General features: G+C 37.2%; 20 protein-coding genes and 1 pseudogene. 17 read left to right on the top strand and 4 right to left on the bottom strand.

From position 1 onward, the window contains the following. Positions 1-85 precede the first annotated feature (85 nt). The 5 genes from AC4HCY_RS03690 (at position 86) to AC4HCY_RS03710 (ending at position 3,858) form a co-directional block, all read left to right on the top strand. Positions 86-325, top strand: a complete 240-nt coding sequence (locus AC4HCY_RS03690; protein WP_491095398.1) for a hypothetical protein — start codon at positions 86-88, stop codon at positions 323-325. Positions 326-411: 86 nt separating this feature from the next. Next, entirely contained in the window at positions 412-1,164 is a 753-nt protein-coding gene (locus AC4HCY_RS03695) for a sugar phosphate isomerase/epimerase family protein (protein ID WP_491095399.1), read from the top strand. Between the two features lie 5 nt (positions 1,165-1,169). Further along, on the top strand, positions 1,170-2,288 hold the full coding sequence (locus AC4HCY_RS03700) for a DUF4037 domain-containing protein (protein WP_323431166.1): 1,119 nt from the start codon (positions 1,170-1,172) through the stop codon (positions 2,286-2,288). Between the two features lie 214 nt (positions 2,289-2,502). Beyond that, on the top strand, positions 2,503-3,177 hold the full coding sequence (locus tag AC4HCY_RS03705) for an HD domain-containing protein (RefSeq protein ID WP_323431165.1): 675 nt from the start codon (positions 2,503-2,505) through the stop codon (positions 3,175-3,177). 63 nt (positions 3,178-3,240) lie between these two features. Then, entirely contained in the window at positions 3,241-3,858 is a 618-nt protein-coding gene (locus tag AC4HCY_RS03710) for a lactate utilization protein (RefSeq protein ID WP_323431164.1), read from the top strand. Positions 3,859-3,881: 23 nt separating this feature from the next. Here the strand turns inward: AC4HCY_RS03710 and AC4HCY_RS03715 are convergent, their stop codons facing one another. Continuing rightward, positions 3,882-4,799 (bottom strand): TraX family protein, encoded by a 918-nt coding sequence (locus tag AC4HCY_RS03715; protein WP_491095400.1) that lies wholly within the window; start codon positions 4,797-4,799, stop codon positions 3,882-3,884. Positions 4,800-5,121: 322 nt separating this feature from the next. On the opposite strand from AC4HCY_RS03715, the gene AC4HCY_RS03720 reads away from it, so the two are divergent. The 7 genes and pseudogenes from AC4HCY_RS03720 to AC4HCY_RS03750 all read left to right on the top strand — a co-directional run bounded on the left by AC4HCY_RS03720 (position 5,122) and on the right by AC4HCY_RS03750 (position 8,576). Beyond that, positions 5,122-5,379 (top strand): hypothetical protein, encoded by a 258-nt coding sequence (locus AC4HCY_RS03720; RefSeq protein WP_491095401.1) that lies wholly within the window; start codon positions 5,122-5,124, stop codon positions 5,377-5,379. Between the two features lie 22 nt (positions 5,380-5,401). After that, positions 5,402-5,662: a hypothetical protein gene (locus tag AC4HCY_RS03725; protein WP_491095402.1), complete on the top strand. Its 261-nt coding sequence runs from the start codon at positions 5,402-5,404 to the stop codon at positions 5,660-5,662. Positions 5,663-5,919: 257 nt separating this feature from the next. Further along, positions 5,920-6,351: an ASCH domain-containing protein gene (locus tag AC4HCY_RS03730; protein ID WP_323431160.1), complete on the top strand. Its 432-nt coding sequence runs from the start codon at positions 5,920-5,922 to the stop codon at positions 6,349-6,351. Between the two features lie 121 nt (positions 6,352-6,472). After that, positions 6,473-6,574: pseudogene (locus AC4HCY_RS03735) on the top strand (GrpB family protein); the annotation flags it as partial. A 444-nt stretch (positions 6,575-7,018) separates the two neighbouring features. Further along, positions 7,019-7,342, top strand: coding sequence for a DUF6199 family natural product biosynthesis protein (locus AC4HCY_RS03740; RefSeq protein ID WP_491096076.1), 324 nt, complete (start codon positions 7,019-7,021; stop codon positions 7,340-7,342). 124 nt (positions 7,343-7,466) lie between these two features. After that, the gene (locus AC4HCY_RS03745; RefSeq protein ID WP_491095403.1) at positions 7,467-8,300 is read left to right on the top strand and encodes a VanW family protein; all 834 of its coding nucleotides are present in this window, start codon (positions 7,467-7,469) and stop codon (positions 8,298-8,300) included. Between the two features lie 48 nt (positions 8,301-8,348). Further along, the gene (locus AC4HCY_RS03750; protein WP_323431157.1) at positions 8,349-8,576 is read left to right on the top strand and encodes a PF20097 family protein; all 228 of its coding nucleotides are present in this window, start codon (positions 8,349-8,351) and stop codon (positions 8,574-8,576) included. Between the two features lie 19 nt (positions 8,577-8,595). Here the strand turns inward: AC4HCY_RS03750 and AC4HCY_RS03755 are convergent, their stop codons facing one another. Then, entirely contained in the window at positions 8,596-9,909 is a 1,314-nt protein-coding gene (locus AC4HCY_RS03755) for a sensor histidine kinase (RefSeq protein WP_491095404.1), read from the bottom strand. Positions 9,910-9,922: 13 nt separating this feature from the next. Further along, the gene (locus AC4HCY_RS03760) at positions 9,923-10,645 is read right to left on the bottom strand and encodes a LytR/AlgR family response regulator transcription factor (protein ID WP_491095405.1); all 723 of its coding nucleotides are present in this window, start codon (positions 10,643-10,645) and stop codon (positions 9,923-9,925) included. A gap of 355 nt (positions 10,646-11,000) precedes the next feature. Here AC4HCY_RS03760 and AC4HCY_RS03765 point away from each other — a divergent pair, with 355 nt between their 5' ends. The 5 genes from AC4HCY_RS03765 to AC4HCY_RS03785 all read left to right on the top strand — a co-directional run bounded on the left by AC4HCY_RS03765 (position 11,001) and on the right by AC4HCY_RS03785 (position 13,203). Further along, a complete protein-coding gene (locus AC4HCY_RS03765; RefSeq protein WP_255229358.1) occupies positions 11,001-11,237 on the top strand; it encodes a BhlA/UviB family holin-like peptide in 237 nt (78 codons plus the stop codon). Between the two features lie 118 nt (positions 11,238-11,355). Next, positions 11,356-11,940, top strand: a complete 585-nt coding sequence (locus AC4HCY_RS03770) for an accessory gene regulator ArgB-like protein (RefSeq protein ID WP_323431154.1) — start codon at positions 11,356-11,358, stop codon at positions 11,938-11,940. Between the two features lie 26 nt (positions 11,941-11,966). Further along, the gene (locus AC4HCY_RS03775) at positions 11,967-12,095 is read left to right on the top strand and encodes a cyclic lactone autoinducer peptide (protein WP_323431153.1); all 129 of its coding nucleotides are present in this window, start codon (positions 11,967-11,969) and stop codon (positions 12,093-12,095) included. Between the two features lie 224 nt (positions 12,096-12,319). Continuing rightward, positions 12,320-12,787, top strand: coding sequence for a GNAT family N-acetyltransferase (locus AC4HCY_RS03780; RefSeq protein ID WP_491095406.1), 468 nt, complete (start codon positions 12,320-12,322; stop codon positions 12,785-12,787). Positions 12,788-12,816: 29 nt separating this feature from the next. Then, positions 12,817-13,203, top strand: a complete 387-nt coding sequence (locus AC4HCY_RS03785) for a zinc-ribbon domain-containing protein (protein WP_491095407.1) — start codon at positions 12,817-12,819, stop codon at positions 13,201-13,203. 22 nt (positions 13,204-13,225) lie between these two features. Here AC4HCY_RS03785 and AC4HCY_RS03790 read toward each other — a convergent pair whose 3' ends face one another. Continuing rightward, positions 13,226-13,810 (bottom strand): LysE family transporter, encoded by a 585-nt coding sequence (locus tag AC4HCY_RS03790; RefSeq protein WP_491095408.1) that lies wholly within the window; start codon positions 13,808-13,810, stop codon positions 13,226-13,228. Positions 13,811-13,824: the final 14 nt, after the last annotated feature.

Consider the following 13,824-nt stretch of genomic DNA (forward strand, 5'->3'; position numbering starts at 1 on the left):
TGATTGATAAGGATACAATGGATATTGATGCAAAGAAGATTGATATAGAAATATTTAATAATATTTAGCCGGAGGATTATATAAATTGGCTAATATAGATAAGCGAAACAGGCTTGAAGAGGAAATTTTTTCGTATAGAGTATCGAAAGATAATAAGGTATTCATATTTTGGTATGAAAAACAAGTTATGATATTAAAGGGCAAAGAAAGTGAAAAGTTTCTGGCTAAAATAGCAAAAGCAGATAAGATAGAATCACAATTGATAATGGCAAAGATTACCGGAAATTTTAAACGTGGGAACGAAAAGACGAATAAGCCGAAATAATAGGCTTTAACAAGAAGGCTCACATGGTTGTGGGCTTATTTTATAATCCATAAAACGTTAGAGTCAGAGAAGGAGGGTATCAGGCAGTGATAGAATATGGGAGAAGCATACGGTGGTTTAATAATTATAGGGATGAAGTAGAGTTTTCAGAGTCAAATAAATTTGATTTCATGCAAATTTGGTTTAAGAAAGGTGACTTGATACTTGACAAAGTATTATCTCCAAAAGAGCCATATATCTTAAATTCAAGGTTCCCGGTAATAATTCATGCAGTTTATGACATTGACGATTATGATAAGTACAATAGTCAATTGATTCAGATATTAAAATCTTTGAATCATAGGGAAGTTATCATACATCCTGTATGTGAAAGTCTTCCGATAGATTCAGAAACCATATATTTGCTTGCAGATAATATTTATAAAACGAATCAACTGCTTAGAGAAAACAATATAAAGCTATACATTGAGAATAATAGTATAATTGACAAGATTAATTACACTCCAAATGATTTGAAAGTAGTATTTGATAGAAATCCCGATGTTGAATTGCTTCTTGATATTGCTCATATAGATGACTATAAGCATCTGCAAGAAATCCTTGAAGTTAAGTTTCCTAAGTGCTTGCATATAGCAGACAAGCGTTTTAGTGAGGCCCATGAGCACCTTCCTATAGGAGAAGGGGATCTGGATTTCGAGCTTATCTTTCAAAACTATTTAAAAGGATATGACGGGAAAATTATATTTGAAGTAGTTGATACCGATGAAAAAATAATAAGGTCTAAAAATATAATACAGTCAATCCTCAATCCATCCTTGGGGCTTGATATAAAAAGGTGAGAACTATGAAGTGCTTAGAATTGACTAGAAGCTTTTATTTTGAATGGGTGCTAAAATTGATTAAACAATATTTTCCTTCAATGGCAGAAGGCCATTCAGCTGCTTTAATCGGCTGGGGCTCGGAGGTTTTGGGAAATGATGACGAGATATCAAAATTTTATGGCTGGGGACCCAAACCTAAGATATTTCTGTCAAACGAGGATTATGCTGTCAGCGGCAAAAAGCTCTGGGGAATATTTCTTAGTGAACTGCCGCTAGTTTACCAGGGCTTTCCTACCAGGTTTAAAGTAGATCCAATGGATGGTCTGCCTAAGGCAACAAACGATAGCGAAGGTTTTCCTATGGTGGCAATTTCAACATTCCAGCGTCTGCATAAGTACTACATTGGTGATGTGCTTTTCCCATACTCGGACCTTGAATGGCTGCTTATACCGGAGCAAAAACTTTTAGAGCTGACATCAGGAGAGGTATTTTATGATGGGCTTGGAGTACTGAATGATTTCAGGAGAGATATTCATTATTATCCTGATAATGTCTGGAAATATAAGCTTGCCTATCAATGGACGACAATTAGCTGGGAACTGGATCTTATTGTTTTATGCAATAAAAGAGGAGATGCTATTTCTGCTAGATTGAGCCTTAATGAAACTGTAAAAAGGATTATCAGTTTAATTTTCTTATTGAATAGAGTTTATAAACCGAGCTACATAAAGTGGGTTCACAGGCAATTTTATAAATTGCCATGTCTTGCAAATGAAATAGGATCAGAGCTTGAGAGCATCTTCACAGTTAAGGATATTGGCATTGCATGCTCAAAGGTAAATAAGATAATAGAAACTTTAATTGAATATCAAATGGACATGGGCTTAATACAAAAGGTTGACTTTAAGAGATCCCCTAGCATGAGCCGGGGATGGTCCGCCTTTGATTTAGATGTTGTTATAGAGGAACTCAAACAGGGTATAAGGGGAGAGTTATCAAACCTTACATTCCCGATAGGTGCAGTAGATCAGTGGGTGACAGATGAAGATTTGCTGCTTTCACCTAATAGTATAAAAGCCTTAAGAGCAGTTTATTTTGAGAAAGAACCTGAAAGAGAACAATTGGGCGACAAAATGCTTTAATCATAGAAAAAAAGAATGAGGGGTGATATCAGTGGCCATTTTCAAATTCTATCAAATCTACCGGAGCATAAAGGAAGAATTGGGGGAGGATATGGCTGTACTTGGAGCATAAGGGCTTTGGGTTAATCACCATCCTTGAAAAATAATTTGACAGCATAGCATATGTTTAGTATCGTGAGTTAAGAAATCATTTTATATTGCAGAGGAAATATTTATGAATATAGATACAAAGTATAATGAAATCCTGGAAATCGTTGAAGACAAATTGACCTGTTCTGCTCATAACCTGGACCATGTTTTTAGAGTTTATAAGCTTTGCCTGCTGATTGCGAAATATGAGAAAGACGTTGATATGGAAATACTGATTCCCTCAGCATTATTGCATGATATTGCCCGGGTAGAGGAGAGCAAAGATAAATCAGGAAAAGTTGACCATGCTATTTTAGGCAGTGAAATTGCAGACGGCATATTAAGAAAGCTGGAATATGAAGAGGAGAAAATCCAAAAGATAAAGCACTGCATTATAGCTCATAGGTTTAGAACAGGAAATGAGCCCAACTCAATAGAGGCAAAAATACTTTTTGATTCAGATAAGCTTGATGCTATAGGTGCGACCGGTATTGCCCGTACATTTATTTTAGCAGGACAGTTTGGACAAAGGTTAATAGCAGATGAGCCGCTTAAAGACTATCTTGAATCAAATACCGTTGAAAACGGAAGGTTAAAAGATGTTTCAAAACATACGCCTTTCGTTGAATATGAAGTAAAATTTAAAAAGATTGTGGATAGATTGTATACAGACAAAGCGAGAGAAATCGGTAAGGAAAGACTTATGTTCATGGGGGAATACTTTAACAGATTGAAGCTGGAGATAGAAGGGGTCAAATGAAATTGCTGTTCTGTTCAGCTTTTTTCTTATTTCAAGTAATATGGTTTGTGCAGGAGGGTTTATATGGACGATAATATGAAAGCAGAGATGATAAAAAACTTTAAGTCGAGAAATATAGAGGTCTCTTTTTTTGAAACATTGGAAGAAGCCAAAGATAGAATGATTGAGCTGATACCTCCAGACAGCTCGGTAGGTGTTGGAAATTCTAAAACCCTAAAGGATATGAATATATCTAAGCTGTTAAAGGAAAGAGGGAATATTGTATTCGACAAAACGCTGGCTGAAAACAAGGCAGAGAGCGAACAGGTAAAGAAAAAGTCATTATTGGCCGATTGGTACATAACAGGGACCAATGCTGTTTCAAAAGAAGGGCATATAGTCAATATAGACCACAGTGGAAACAGGGCGGCTGCAATGATATATGGGCCCGATAATGTAATAATAGTTATCGGCAGGAACAAGATTTGCGGCACCTTAGATGATGCAGTAAAAAGAGCCAGAAACATATCGGCCCCGATGAATGCGAGAAGGGCCGGTTATAATCCTCCATGCTTGCAGTTGAATAGATGTATAGACTGCAAATCGGATGAGAGGGTATGCTTTAACTTAGTCATCATAGAAGGCCAATTTGTAAAAGATAGAATGAAGCTTTTTATCGTAGATGAGGAAGCTGGGTTTTGATGCTTTATAAGCATCATTGCAAATCATATGAACTTTGTTATCAAAAGCAAAATCGTTATATGCACAGGATAAAATAAATATCCAATATATTTGTTGAGCCTAATCCTTGCGTCAAATAATCCAAAGGTATAGATAGGTATTAAGGCGAATATGCTTCTCGATTGGAAGAAGAAGCCTTCCAATTTTGCGAGCCCGCCTCTATAATTCACGATCCTTTTCCAGACCTCATCAAAGCTGAATAGATAAGTCCATGTGATTTTCAGCTTTTTTGCCCAATCCAATGAATTCGGCGCAAGCAGCTTCACCCCTGTAAAGTATGAATAGAACAGTGATAAGAATACATAGCTTATGACCATTGAAGCTCTTCTGTTCTTATTTATATGGAATAAAAGCATCATCAGCAATCCGTATATTCCATATTCCAGGCGAAATTTCCTGTTGGATAAAACCTCCAGAAGCTCCGGCACTGCCAACGCTGCCAAGATGCCTAAAAATGCTGCTGCTCCAAAGAATAAATCTGTATAGCTATTATTGCTCTTAAAGGATTTGATCTTAGCTATGCCCATATCATACATATAAAGAATACCCAAGGCTGTAAGGAGTGTAAACATTATGTTCAGATTAAACGGCGCAAATTTCAAATCAGGTGAAAAAAACGAATAAGGGATCTGAGATATCAATCCAAAGACTAAAAGCCTTGATGCATATTTCTTCAAATTTGAAGTTTTTATATAGCCCACACTCAATTGATATGCAAAGATAGGAAAGGCTAATCTGCCTATAGTTCTAAATATTCTATAATCAGGGAAAAACATGTAGCCGATGTGATCTATCAACATGGTGATCATAGCCAGAAGCTTCAGCATATCATCCCTGTAAGGGGCTGTTGCTGCAGCTTTTTTTGTTTTTGAAAGCTCTGTATTAACTATAGCGCTATCCAATGCATATCGCTCCTATCATTGTGGTTAGATCGTATTATATGATAATTATAATATATAAGCATAAGTAAATAAACATTTTAAAAACTATTATTCAAAGCATGGGAAGGTAATGGAATAGATGGAAAAGAAGTTAGAAAACTCAGTGAGGGAAGCATGGTGGTAGTAATCACTGTGCTTGAAACTGCACAATTCATATGGTAGCATTTAGATATATAAGTATAACAATGGAACTTTTCTTAAATGCATTAGGTCTATAAGTGGTGAATAACAGATGCTTCAATTTTTACTTAAAAACTTATTCAATATATGAGGAGGAGCATCGATGTCAGAAATAAAACAATTAGTAAATTTTCTTTCAATGAGAAGGCTTAATTTATTGGCCAGTGTTCTATTTCTTGCTAGTATTATTATAAGGTCACGTTTGCTATGGTTAGTTTTCTTTGTTAGTTGGGAGCTTTTGCTGATTCGACTCTTCATTAGTCAGAGAAAAGAAAACGAATATTTGTTTTCATATACATTTTTAGCTGCTTTTATAGCAGTGTTATGTTTAAATATTTGGGTTGTAATAAGTTGGATATGAGTTATCTAGAGGAGGTTAATGCATGAAGTCCATATCAGCAAAAGATATCAACCTTGGTGTTGCTTTAGCTGTGTTATTTGGAATTACAATAGCTGGTGGATGTATCAAATGGCCTTTGTTTGTCTTTGCAGCAATCTTCCTATTTTCTTATATTGTTTTAGATAGAAAGAGGCTGCGATGTCCTAATTGTGGAGGCTTTGAAAATCTTGAAAGATTGATGTATGCTAAAAAACATGTATTTCATTGCCAGCATTGCGGAGAAAGAATTAATATTTCAGAATAAGACAGCAGCATATGAAGCTTTAATGGCTTTGTTAATTTACAATAGTTTTAAAATGCGAAGTATTTTTTATGGCTGCGAGGTGCAAGGTACGGGGCACGAGGATTAGGGTATTCCTTTTGAGTCAGACTCCAGAGCGCTACTATAACACTCGAACCCCGTACCAAGACCACATAGAAGTGACCCTAGGCTACGCACCACGTACCCGATAAAAATTGTTACGCAATTTTTATTTGATGCATAAGAAAGCAGGCGAATATATGAAGGCATTGACATTAATACAGCCTTGGGCAACATTGATAGCTATGAAAGAAAAGAAGATTGAGACTAGGTCGTGGAGAACCTTGTATCAAGGAGAACTGGCAATACATGCCGGAAAGAAAATTGATAAGAAAATATGTGAACGGGAACCCTATAAATCCGTTTTGGCGGCACATGGATATACATCTGATAATCTGCCTACCGGTTGTGTTGTCGCTGTATGTACATTGCTTGATTGTTGTAAAATTTTTTACGATGAAGCAGATGGAGTTAGCCGCCTTATGGACTTCGGGTGTACAAAGATTGAGGGAAATGAGCTTGCATTTGGTAATTATACAGCTGGGCGATATGGATGGAAGCTTCATGATGTAAAAATGCTTATAGAACCTATTCCGGCAAAAGGTGCATTGAACTTATGGGAGTGGTTGTAATATATCGCGTTCTTGAATTGAAAGAGGACAACTGCATATAGTACCCCATTTCCGCTTCGAGGGCGGATAAACGCGAGGTGCTGGCAGGGGAGATATTTGCATTGGAAACAATTTGCTATAAAGAATTGAACATGACAGGGATGGGTATACAGATGCGAAAACAGAGTTTATTATGAAATATACAAATATAGCAAGAACGTCCTATGGAGATAGATACTCGCCGGATATAAATAAAAAGGAGAAAGCCATGATTGCTGAAAAAATAAAGCAGATGAGTTCAAAAGACATATTTTTGAAGATTTTGTTGCCGATTATTCTATTAATAGTATTGATTTTTTATTTTAAGGCCTTTTTCACTATAGGAGCATATTATGAACGCACATTTCTCGTAAAAGAGGTTGCGGCTTCTGATAATCATTACATAGGCAAAAGTAAATATGGTGATATACACATCACAGTCAAAGGACTTGAAAATGAAGGCAGTAGTGCTGAGGTAATTTACAGGCTTCCGAATAATATTAATAAGCAATATATTGTAAATTTTAAAAACGCTGAAAATTGGGGTTTGGGTATTGAAAATATTAAAGATGAAGGTGGAAACATAATTTTTGAGGGCGAATATCAAAAAGGAAGCCAGTTTATGTTTGATAAAAATGGCGAACCGCTGATGGATTACGCTGATGTTCGAGTTTCGCTCGGCTTAGAGGCAGTTTATAGTGCTGACTATAAAGTATCATTAAAAAGCGTAGCGGACTTTGCATCCTTTGCTAACGATACAATACGTGGGGAATATGAATATTTAATATTAGCCATAATTTTATTTCTTATAATAGCAATAGACATTAAATACCCGCTGTTTTTCTTTGAGCTTAGACATTGCTTAGATGTCAGAGATCCTGAGCCATCAGATTTTTATATAGCAATGCAAAGGATATCCTGGGTAGCGTATCCTATAATTGGAATAGTGCTAATGGCGGCAGCGATTTACTAACCTCATTATTGGTAGCAGTTTGTGAGCGAATGATCTGTATTGGACGATGGTAATGCGCATGATTCATAGCTCTGCTCTCTATCTCTATATAAGTGGACATGCCTTTGCAAAATGGGGGATTATCATGAACTATAAAGAGAACATATCGGCAATGAGGCCTAAAATCAGGTCGAAATTCAGAATATATATTGGCAAGAAGTATTATACATATAGGAGATATTTTGATTGGTACTTTGGTTCCAAGAAATATGCGCGAACTAGGGATGAGAATCTTTTGCCTAAAATATATTTCAGTCACAAGACTCCAACGCTGAGGAAACTAAAAGATGTGGACATGTGGTACCAATATAACAAGATTATCAATTTGAATATAGCGGTCAAGTGCCTTAATAACATAATCATCAAGCCCGGGGAAACATTTTCTTATTGGAGGCTTATCGGCAAGCCAGATAAGAGCAAGGGCTATGTAGAGGGAATGGCGCTTTTTTACGGCGGCTATAAAGCAGAAATAGGCGGGGGCTTATGCCAGTTGTCGAATCTTATATACTGGATGACATTGCATACACCATTGACTGTGATAGAGCGGTATAGACACAGCTATGATGTTTTTCCCGATTCTAACAGAACTCAACCTTTCGGAAGCGGAGCCACATGTGTATATAATTATAGGGACCTGCAGATATATAATGGAACAAATGAGATTTATCAACTGCACTTGAAAGTAACCGGTGAAGAGTTGTCGGGGGAATGGAGAACTGAAATAGAGCCTTATTTTAAGTATAAGGTATATGAGAAGGAGCATTCCATAACCCATGAATACTGGGGAGGATACATGAGGCATAATATCATATGCAGGAAATGCTATGATGTTAATGGCAATCAGATAGATGATGAGTACATAACGGAAAACCATGCATTGATGATGTATCAGCCATTCTTGGAGAAAGGCATTGGTTGATCATTGGCTGAAATGAGCATATAAACATTATGAAATGGAGGAAGAAAAATGGATTGTCCATATTGCGGCAAAAGCCTTATCCCAGGGTTTATTTATGGGGGAAGCTATGGTGTGAACCATTCATTAAGATGGCTGCCGGAGACTAAAAAACCTACATTGGCAGAATTGGAGCTTGAGGGAGAGGTTCTTAATAAAAACCGGTTTTCCTCTCAGCCGGAAGTGAAATGTCATAAATGCACTTATTGCAGAAAGATTATCATAGATTTAGATGAGTAAATATAATACAAAACTATAGTCAATAGGGAATAGCTATATCGACTTCAAAGGTATCTTCCATATCCTTGATTTCTATAAAGCCATTCATATTCTCAACGGTTTTTTTTATGTTAGGCAATCCAAAGCCATGGTTGGCCTTATCTTCTTTTGCGCTGTAATTCTCGTCTATACTCGATTCGGGCATTATGATTTTCCTGTCCTTGCTGTTTGATACCTTTATTATTAAATGATCTTGCCTTATATGTATCGTGACAGCTATCCTTCTCATGCCCTCGTGTATATTGGTGCACGCTTCTACAGCATTATCCAGCAGATTCCCCAATACGATGGATATAACCCAAAATTCCAAATTCAATTTATGCGGTATTGAAATATCAATATCGCATTTTATGTGCTCCTTATAAGCCTTTTCCATTTTAGCATTCAATATTGAGGATATTATGGGATCGCCTGCGCTGATGATATTATTGAAACTGGATAAATACTGTGTGAGCTTTTCCATATAGGCTTTAGCCTCATCTGTTTTGCCCATGCGGAGAAGGCCGTATATGCAGCTGATATGATGGTTGAAATCATGCCTTTGAGCTTTTATCTGCCTCAGCATATCCTCGATGGCCGAGATATAAAAGCGCTGCCTCTCGAATTCCCTTTCCTTAAGCTTCCACTCGGTTTCTTTTTTCAATTGATCGGATATTTTTCTCAAAATGCTTAGTACAGTTACGCTGAAAGAAATCGAGGCCAGAGACATAAGAATTATATACCAGCTTTTATATCCTCTTGTGATATAAGTATATTTATAGAACCAAAATGCGATAAAGCCGATTAAAACATTAAAGCCCGTTATCAAAGCAAATTGGTATAGCCGTATATCTTCTATTTTATCAATATTTTTGAACCTGTCTTTATTGGAATAGATGATAAGAAGGCTCAAAGCCTTTGATAAAATTACCGCGGTCATCCTATGGATATTCGGATGATAAAACCAGTAGGCCGAAGCTTTCCCGATACATAATACAGCGGTCATAGCAGCCGTTTCACTGATGCCCATGATCAGCAGCCCGATGATGCTGCATATATATATTTTTACCAAACTCCATCCAAACAGAAGATGATAGATGACCCCAGTGGAAAAATACATCAAAGAAAAGCTTATCAGGTTTCCTATACCAAAGCAGCCGTTTAGAATCGTGTTTATCGTTGATTGCAAAATGATGGCAGCGGCGGCTCTTTTATATGGCAGCTTGCTCTTGCCAAGAATAATATATGTAAAATAAAGCAGAAGGGATACGTCTATAATGTTCACCATGAATTCTATATAGCCCCATATATCCATTATATAAACCCCCTTAAGAGAATAGCCGGCGGGATAGGGCTTCTCTTACGTCGGATTTATATTTGCGGCTCATGGATATTGAGGACTTTATTTCATTTAATATGAGATCATCCTTCCTGATCTCTTTTATTTTGCTTATATTCACTATATATCCCTGGTGGCATTGTACAAAGAAGTCCATATTCAATTTATCCATGAGCTCCTTGAAGGTGCCGTAATATTCATAAATCCCGCATTTGGTGTATATCCTGACCTTCCTCAGCGATTTTTCAAAATAAAATATATCATCATACCTGATGGCGGCACTTTTATCCCTGCTGGCTATAACCAAGGTTTGGCTCTTCTCATTATAGGCCCTTATCTGATCGAGCCGTATGATTATATCATCCATGAGCATTTTAAACTGGTTAAAGGTGACCGGCTTTATTATATAATCAAAAGATTTTACACTGAATGCATCAAAGGCGTATTCCTTAAACCCGGTTATGAATACTATTATCAAATCCTTAAATTTTTCCCTTAGAAGGAAACCTGTCTGTATGCCATTCAAACCTTTCATCTCAATATCTAATATAACCGTATCCGGCTTTACGGCATCAATTTTGCTCAAAAGCTCCTCACCGCTTGTTGCTTGTGTTATTGCAATTTCACCTTTGCTGAATATACTATGGATGAAGGAAGTAAGCGTTTCCAACTGAACCAGGTCATCATCACATAAAAATATATTGATTGGCATGCAAATCCCCCCCAGATCACACCGTTGAGCAAAGGAACAAATAATATCATTTACTACATTATACCATTTTTAGCAATTAATAAAATAGGCTTAATTCCTTATCTCTTCATCATCTTTATAGCCTTGAGAGTCCAATGATGACATTTCAACGACCTGTCATGCACAAGCTATTTAAAAAGGTGCCGAATTTTGGTATATTTCAATTACAGATCAAGTGCTCTTTTCCATGCTGTGGTATAAGCAGGCAAAATTTAAACGCTGAATGAAGTTTTGTTCAAGAAAGGGGGGAATAGAAACAGGTGATAAGGTGGCTTAGAAGCTCTAAATAAATACTTGGCAGATAGGAGGTGAGAATATGGAAAGTGATGTTATTAAAGCCGCCTCATCTCAAGGATTTTGGGCTGTGCTGGCAGTGGTGCTTATATTTTACATCTTAAAGGCACAAGAAAGAAGGGATTCTAAGCAACAGCAAAGGGAGGAAAGATATCAGGAATTGATTTCTGAGCTTACTCTAAAGCTAAACACTGTTGAATCTATAAAAAAAGAAGTAGAGGATATAAGGAAATACATCAACAAGATTTTAAAGACCTAAGCAAACGAGGCTCGTGTCAAATATGACATTTAAACGACTGCTTATGCATAAAGCATTCACATTGGGACAGCAATTTGATATAGTGCATGTAAGAATATAAATAGATTTGGGTGATGCTATGATTGATGATATTTCAGGCATTGTTGCTCAAAAAATATTGGATGCCGGTATAATCCAAAGCGAGGATCATGATATATACTATTATGGGCTTCAGCTGATGGTTTCTACAATAATCAAAGCCTTTGGATTGATATTTATAGCAGTGATGTTCAAAAAAGTAATAGAGGCAGTAATATTCCTAACAGCTTTCGGCTTTATGAGAATCAATGCCGGAGGGTTGCATCTCGACACCTATATGAAATGCTTTATAGCTACAGCCGCGTCTATGATGCTGATTATCTGGGCAGGAAGCAGTATTCCTTCATACCTAAGCTTCTATATAATATCCGTTGCATTAGCCATATCATTTCTACTCATCATACGATATGCTCCTGTGGATAATCCTAATAGAACTCTGAGCAAAAGAGAGCATGGAATTTACAGAAAGAGGAGCATCTATGCGATAACCATACAAATCATCATTATCGTCACAGCATATTTCATAAATATAAAGCTATATAGATACTGCAGCATAGCTTCTCTGTCAGTTTTATTTGAGTCGTTGACCCTTCTGCCTTTAGCATCATGCTATAGGCAAAAGTAAAAATAAAGTGGAGAGGAGGGATTACAATGAAGGGAAAACATAAATTACTGAGCTTGGCAGCTTGCCTGGCTTTATTTGCAGCACAGACTTCTGCAGGAACATGCTGCTACTGGGTATTGCATCAGCCCAAAATGCCCGACAAATTGAAAAGATAGCAGATTAATATGAAGGGATCAGTGAAGAGGTAGTGCAGATACAGGATTGCAGCATCGGAGGCGGTTCTTTTTATCGCATATGGCATGTGTAATAAAAAGAACCGCCTCCGATTTTACATATGGAATAATTGATTATATACAAAAGGCCAATATATATGGTAAAATTTAGGCATATATGATAGCATCGGTGAAGCAGCAGAGCGAAGAAATATGAGAAAAGAGGAATGAAGATAACTATGGTCAAGATTTTTGATATTTCCTATGATGAGGTTGAAATCATCAAAGACCTCTGGGAAAAGAATCGGCAGTACCACGAGAATACCTCCGAGTATTTCAAGGAATCATACCGTTCTATCAATTTTGAGCAGAGGATCAAAGCTTTCAGCGTGTTTAGCAAGGATACAATAAAAATAACCGTAGCCAGAAGCGGCGATGAATATGTAGGATATTGTATATCAACAGCAGTGGATGGAAAGGGAGAGCTTGAATCCATGCATGTCGATGCAGCCAAAAGAGGCAGCGGAATTGGGACGAAGCTTGCAGCCGGGCATGTAAATTGGATGAAGGAAAAGGGTTGTAAAGTGATAGGAGTCACAGTATCCCAGGAGAACGAATCGACGATAAACTTTTACAGGAAGCTGGGATTCTATCCGAATACCCTATATATGCAGCAGCGTGGTATAATAGAATAATAGATAACTAATGATTTGCGGAGGAATATATGTTTTTTATCGGAGTATTTGGCATACAAAATAAACAGGAAGAAATAAAATATTTGAATGATGTACCTTGCAGAAATTGTGATAAGGGATCGGGAGGAAAGCTGATAAAAACCTTTAACTTTTTTCATTTCTTTTTCATACCTATTTTTAAATGGAATGCAAAATATTATGTGATATGCAGCGGCTGCAGCTCATTGTATGAAATTCCGCAAGAGAAGGGAAAAGGGATTGAAAGAGGAGAGAATATTGATATCTCATATTGGGACTTGCGGCCTGTTGAAACAGGACATACCCATTCGGCCTCAAATATATGCGGACATTGCGGAAAAGCAGTAGAGGCCGATTATGAATACTGCCCCTACTGCGGAACGAAGATCAGGGGCTGACCTCTTGTTTTTGCAATATAAATTAAAAAAATAATTTAATCGCACAATAGACAAGCAATAGCGCCATAACAGCATTTACCACCCTGTCATTTTTCGCAAGAAATTTTTGAAACGCAGCGCCGAACAGTGCCCAGCTGCAATTAGCCAGAAAGCCTATAAAGGTCAGCAGTGCACAGAAGCTTATGAGAACCAGCGGGGATTTATAATATGGCACGATGAAGGTGGAAACTGTTGTTATAGCATAAAGAATAAGTTTTATATTTACAAACTGCAGCAATAATCCGGCCATGAAGGTGTTTGTACTTTTGGTGTTTTCGTCTATGCTATGGGGTTTGCTTTTATAGGTTTTCCACGCAAGCCACATTATATATGCAGCGCCAATCACGTTCATAGCCGATTTGACGGACGGGATCAGTCTGTAGAGAGCTATGCTGAAGATGCTGCTCAAGACAAAGATAATAAAAAAACCGCATATTATGCCGGTGATAAACCTTATGCTCTTCTTAAAGCCATATCGGCTTGCATTTGACATGGACATGATGGTATTAGGCCCCGGTGTGAAGGTTGTCACTAGGACATAGGATAAAAATGCTGCAATATCAGGCATAGACTGTTACCTCC

It is taken from the genome of Lutispora sp. QWL-02 (assembly GCF_058315355.1).

Bases quoted from the DNA above. Each gene is read 5' to 3' on its own strand.
- AC4HCY_RS03720 (WP_491095401.1), top strand. From the start codon at position 5,122: ATGTCAGAAATAAAACAATTAGTAAATTTTCTTTCAATGAGAAGGCTT.
- AC4HCY_RS03780 (WP_491095406.1), top strand. From the start codon at position 12,320: ATGAAGATAACTATGGTCAAGATTTTTGATATTTCCTATGATGAGGTT.
- AC4HCY_RS03765 (WP_255229358.1), top strand. From the start codon at position 11,001: ATGGAAAGTGATGTTATTAAAGCCGCCTCATCTCAAGGATTTTGGGCT.
- AC4HCY_RS03710 (WP_323431164.1), top strand. From the start codon at position 3,241: ATGGACGATAATATGAAAGCAGAGATGATAAAAAACTTTAAGTCGAGA.
- AC4HCY_RS03750 (WP_323431157.1), top strand. From the start codon at position 8,349: ATGGATTGTCCATATTGCGGCAAAAGCCTTATCCCAGGGTTTATTTAT.
- AC4HCY_RS03740 (WP_491096076.1), top strand. From the start codon at position 7,019: ATGGATTACGCTGATGTTCGAGTTTCGCTCGGCTTAGAGGCAGTTTAT.
- AC4HCY_RS03790 (WP_491095408.1), bottom strand. From the start codon at position 13,810: ATGCCTGATATTGCAGCATTTTTATCCTATGTCCTAGTGACAACCTTC.
- AC4HCY_RS03700 (WP_323431166.1), top strand. From the start codon at position 1,170: ATGAAGTGCTTAGAATTGACTAGAAGCTTTTATTTTGAATGGGTGCTA.
- AC4HCY_RS03705 (WP_323431165.1), top strand. From the start codon at position 2,503: ATGAATATAGATACAAAGTATAATGAAATCCTGGAAATCGTTGAAGAC.
- AC4HCY_RS03725 (WP_491095402.1), top strand. From the start codon at position 5,402: ATGAAGTCCATATCAGCAAAAGATATCAACCTTGGTGTTGCTTTAGCT.
- AC4HCY_RS03730 (WP_323431160.1), top strand. From the start codon at position 5,920: ATGAAGGCATTGACATTAATACAGCCTTGGGCAACATTGATAGCTATG.
- AC4HCY_RS03775 (WP_323431153.1), top strand. From the start codon at position 11,967: ATGAAGGGAAAACATAAATTACTGAGCTTGGCAGCTTGCCTGGCTTTA.
- AC4HCY_RS03770 (WP_323431154.1), top strand. From the start codon at position 11,356: ATGATTGATGATATTTCAGGCATTGTTGCTCAAAAAATATTGGATGCC.
- AC4HCY_RS03785 (WP_491095407.1), top strand. From the start codon at position 12,817: ATGTTTTTTATCGGAGTATTTGGCATACAAAATAAACAGGAAGAAATA.
- AC4HCY_RS03760 (WP_491095405.1), bottom strand. From the start codon at position 10,645: ATGCCAATCAATATATTTTTATGTGATGATGACCTGGTTCAGTTGGAA.
- AC4HCY_RS03745 (WP_491095403.1), top strand. From the start codon at position 7,467: ATGAACTATAAAGAGAACATATCGGCAATGAGGCCTAAAATCAGGTCG.
- AC4HCY_RS03755 (WP_491095404.1), bottom strand. From the start codon at position 9,909: ATGGATATATGGGGCTATATAGAATTCATGGTGAACATTATAGACGTA.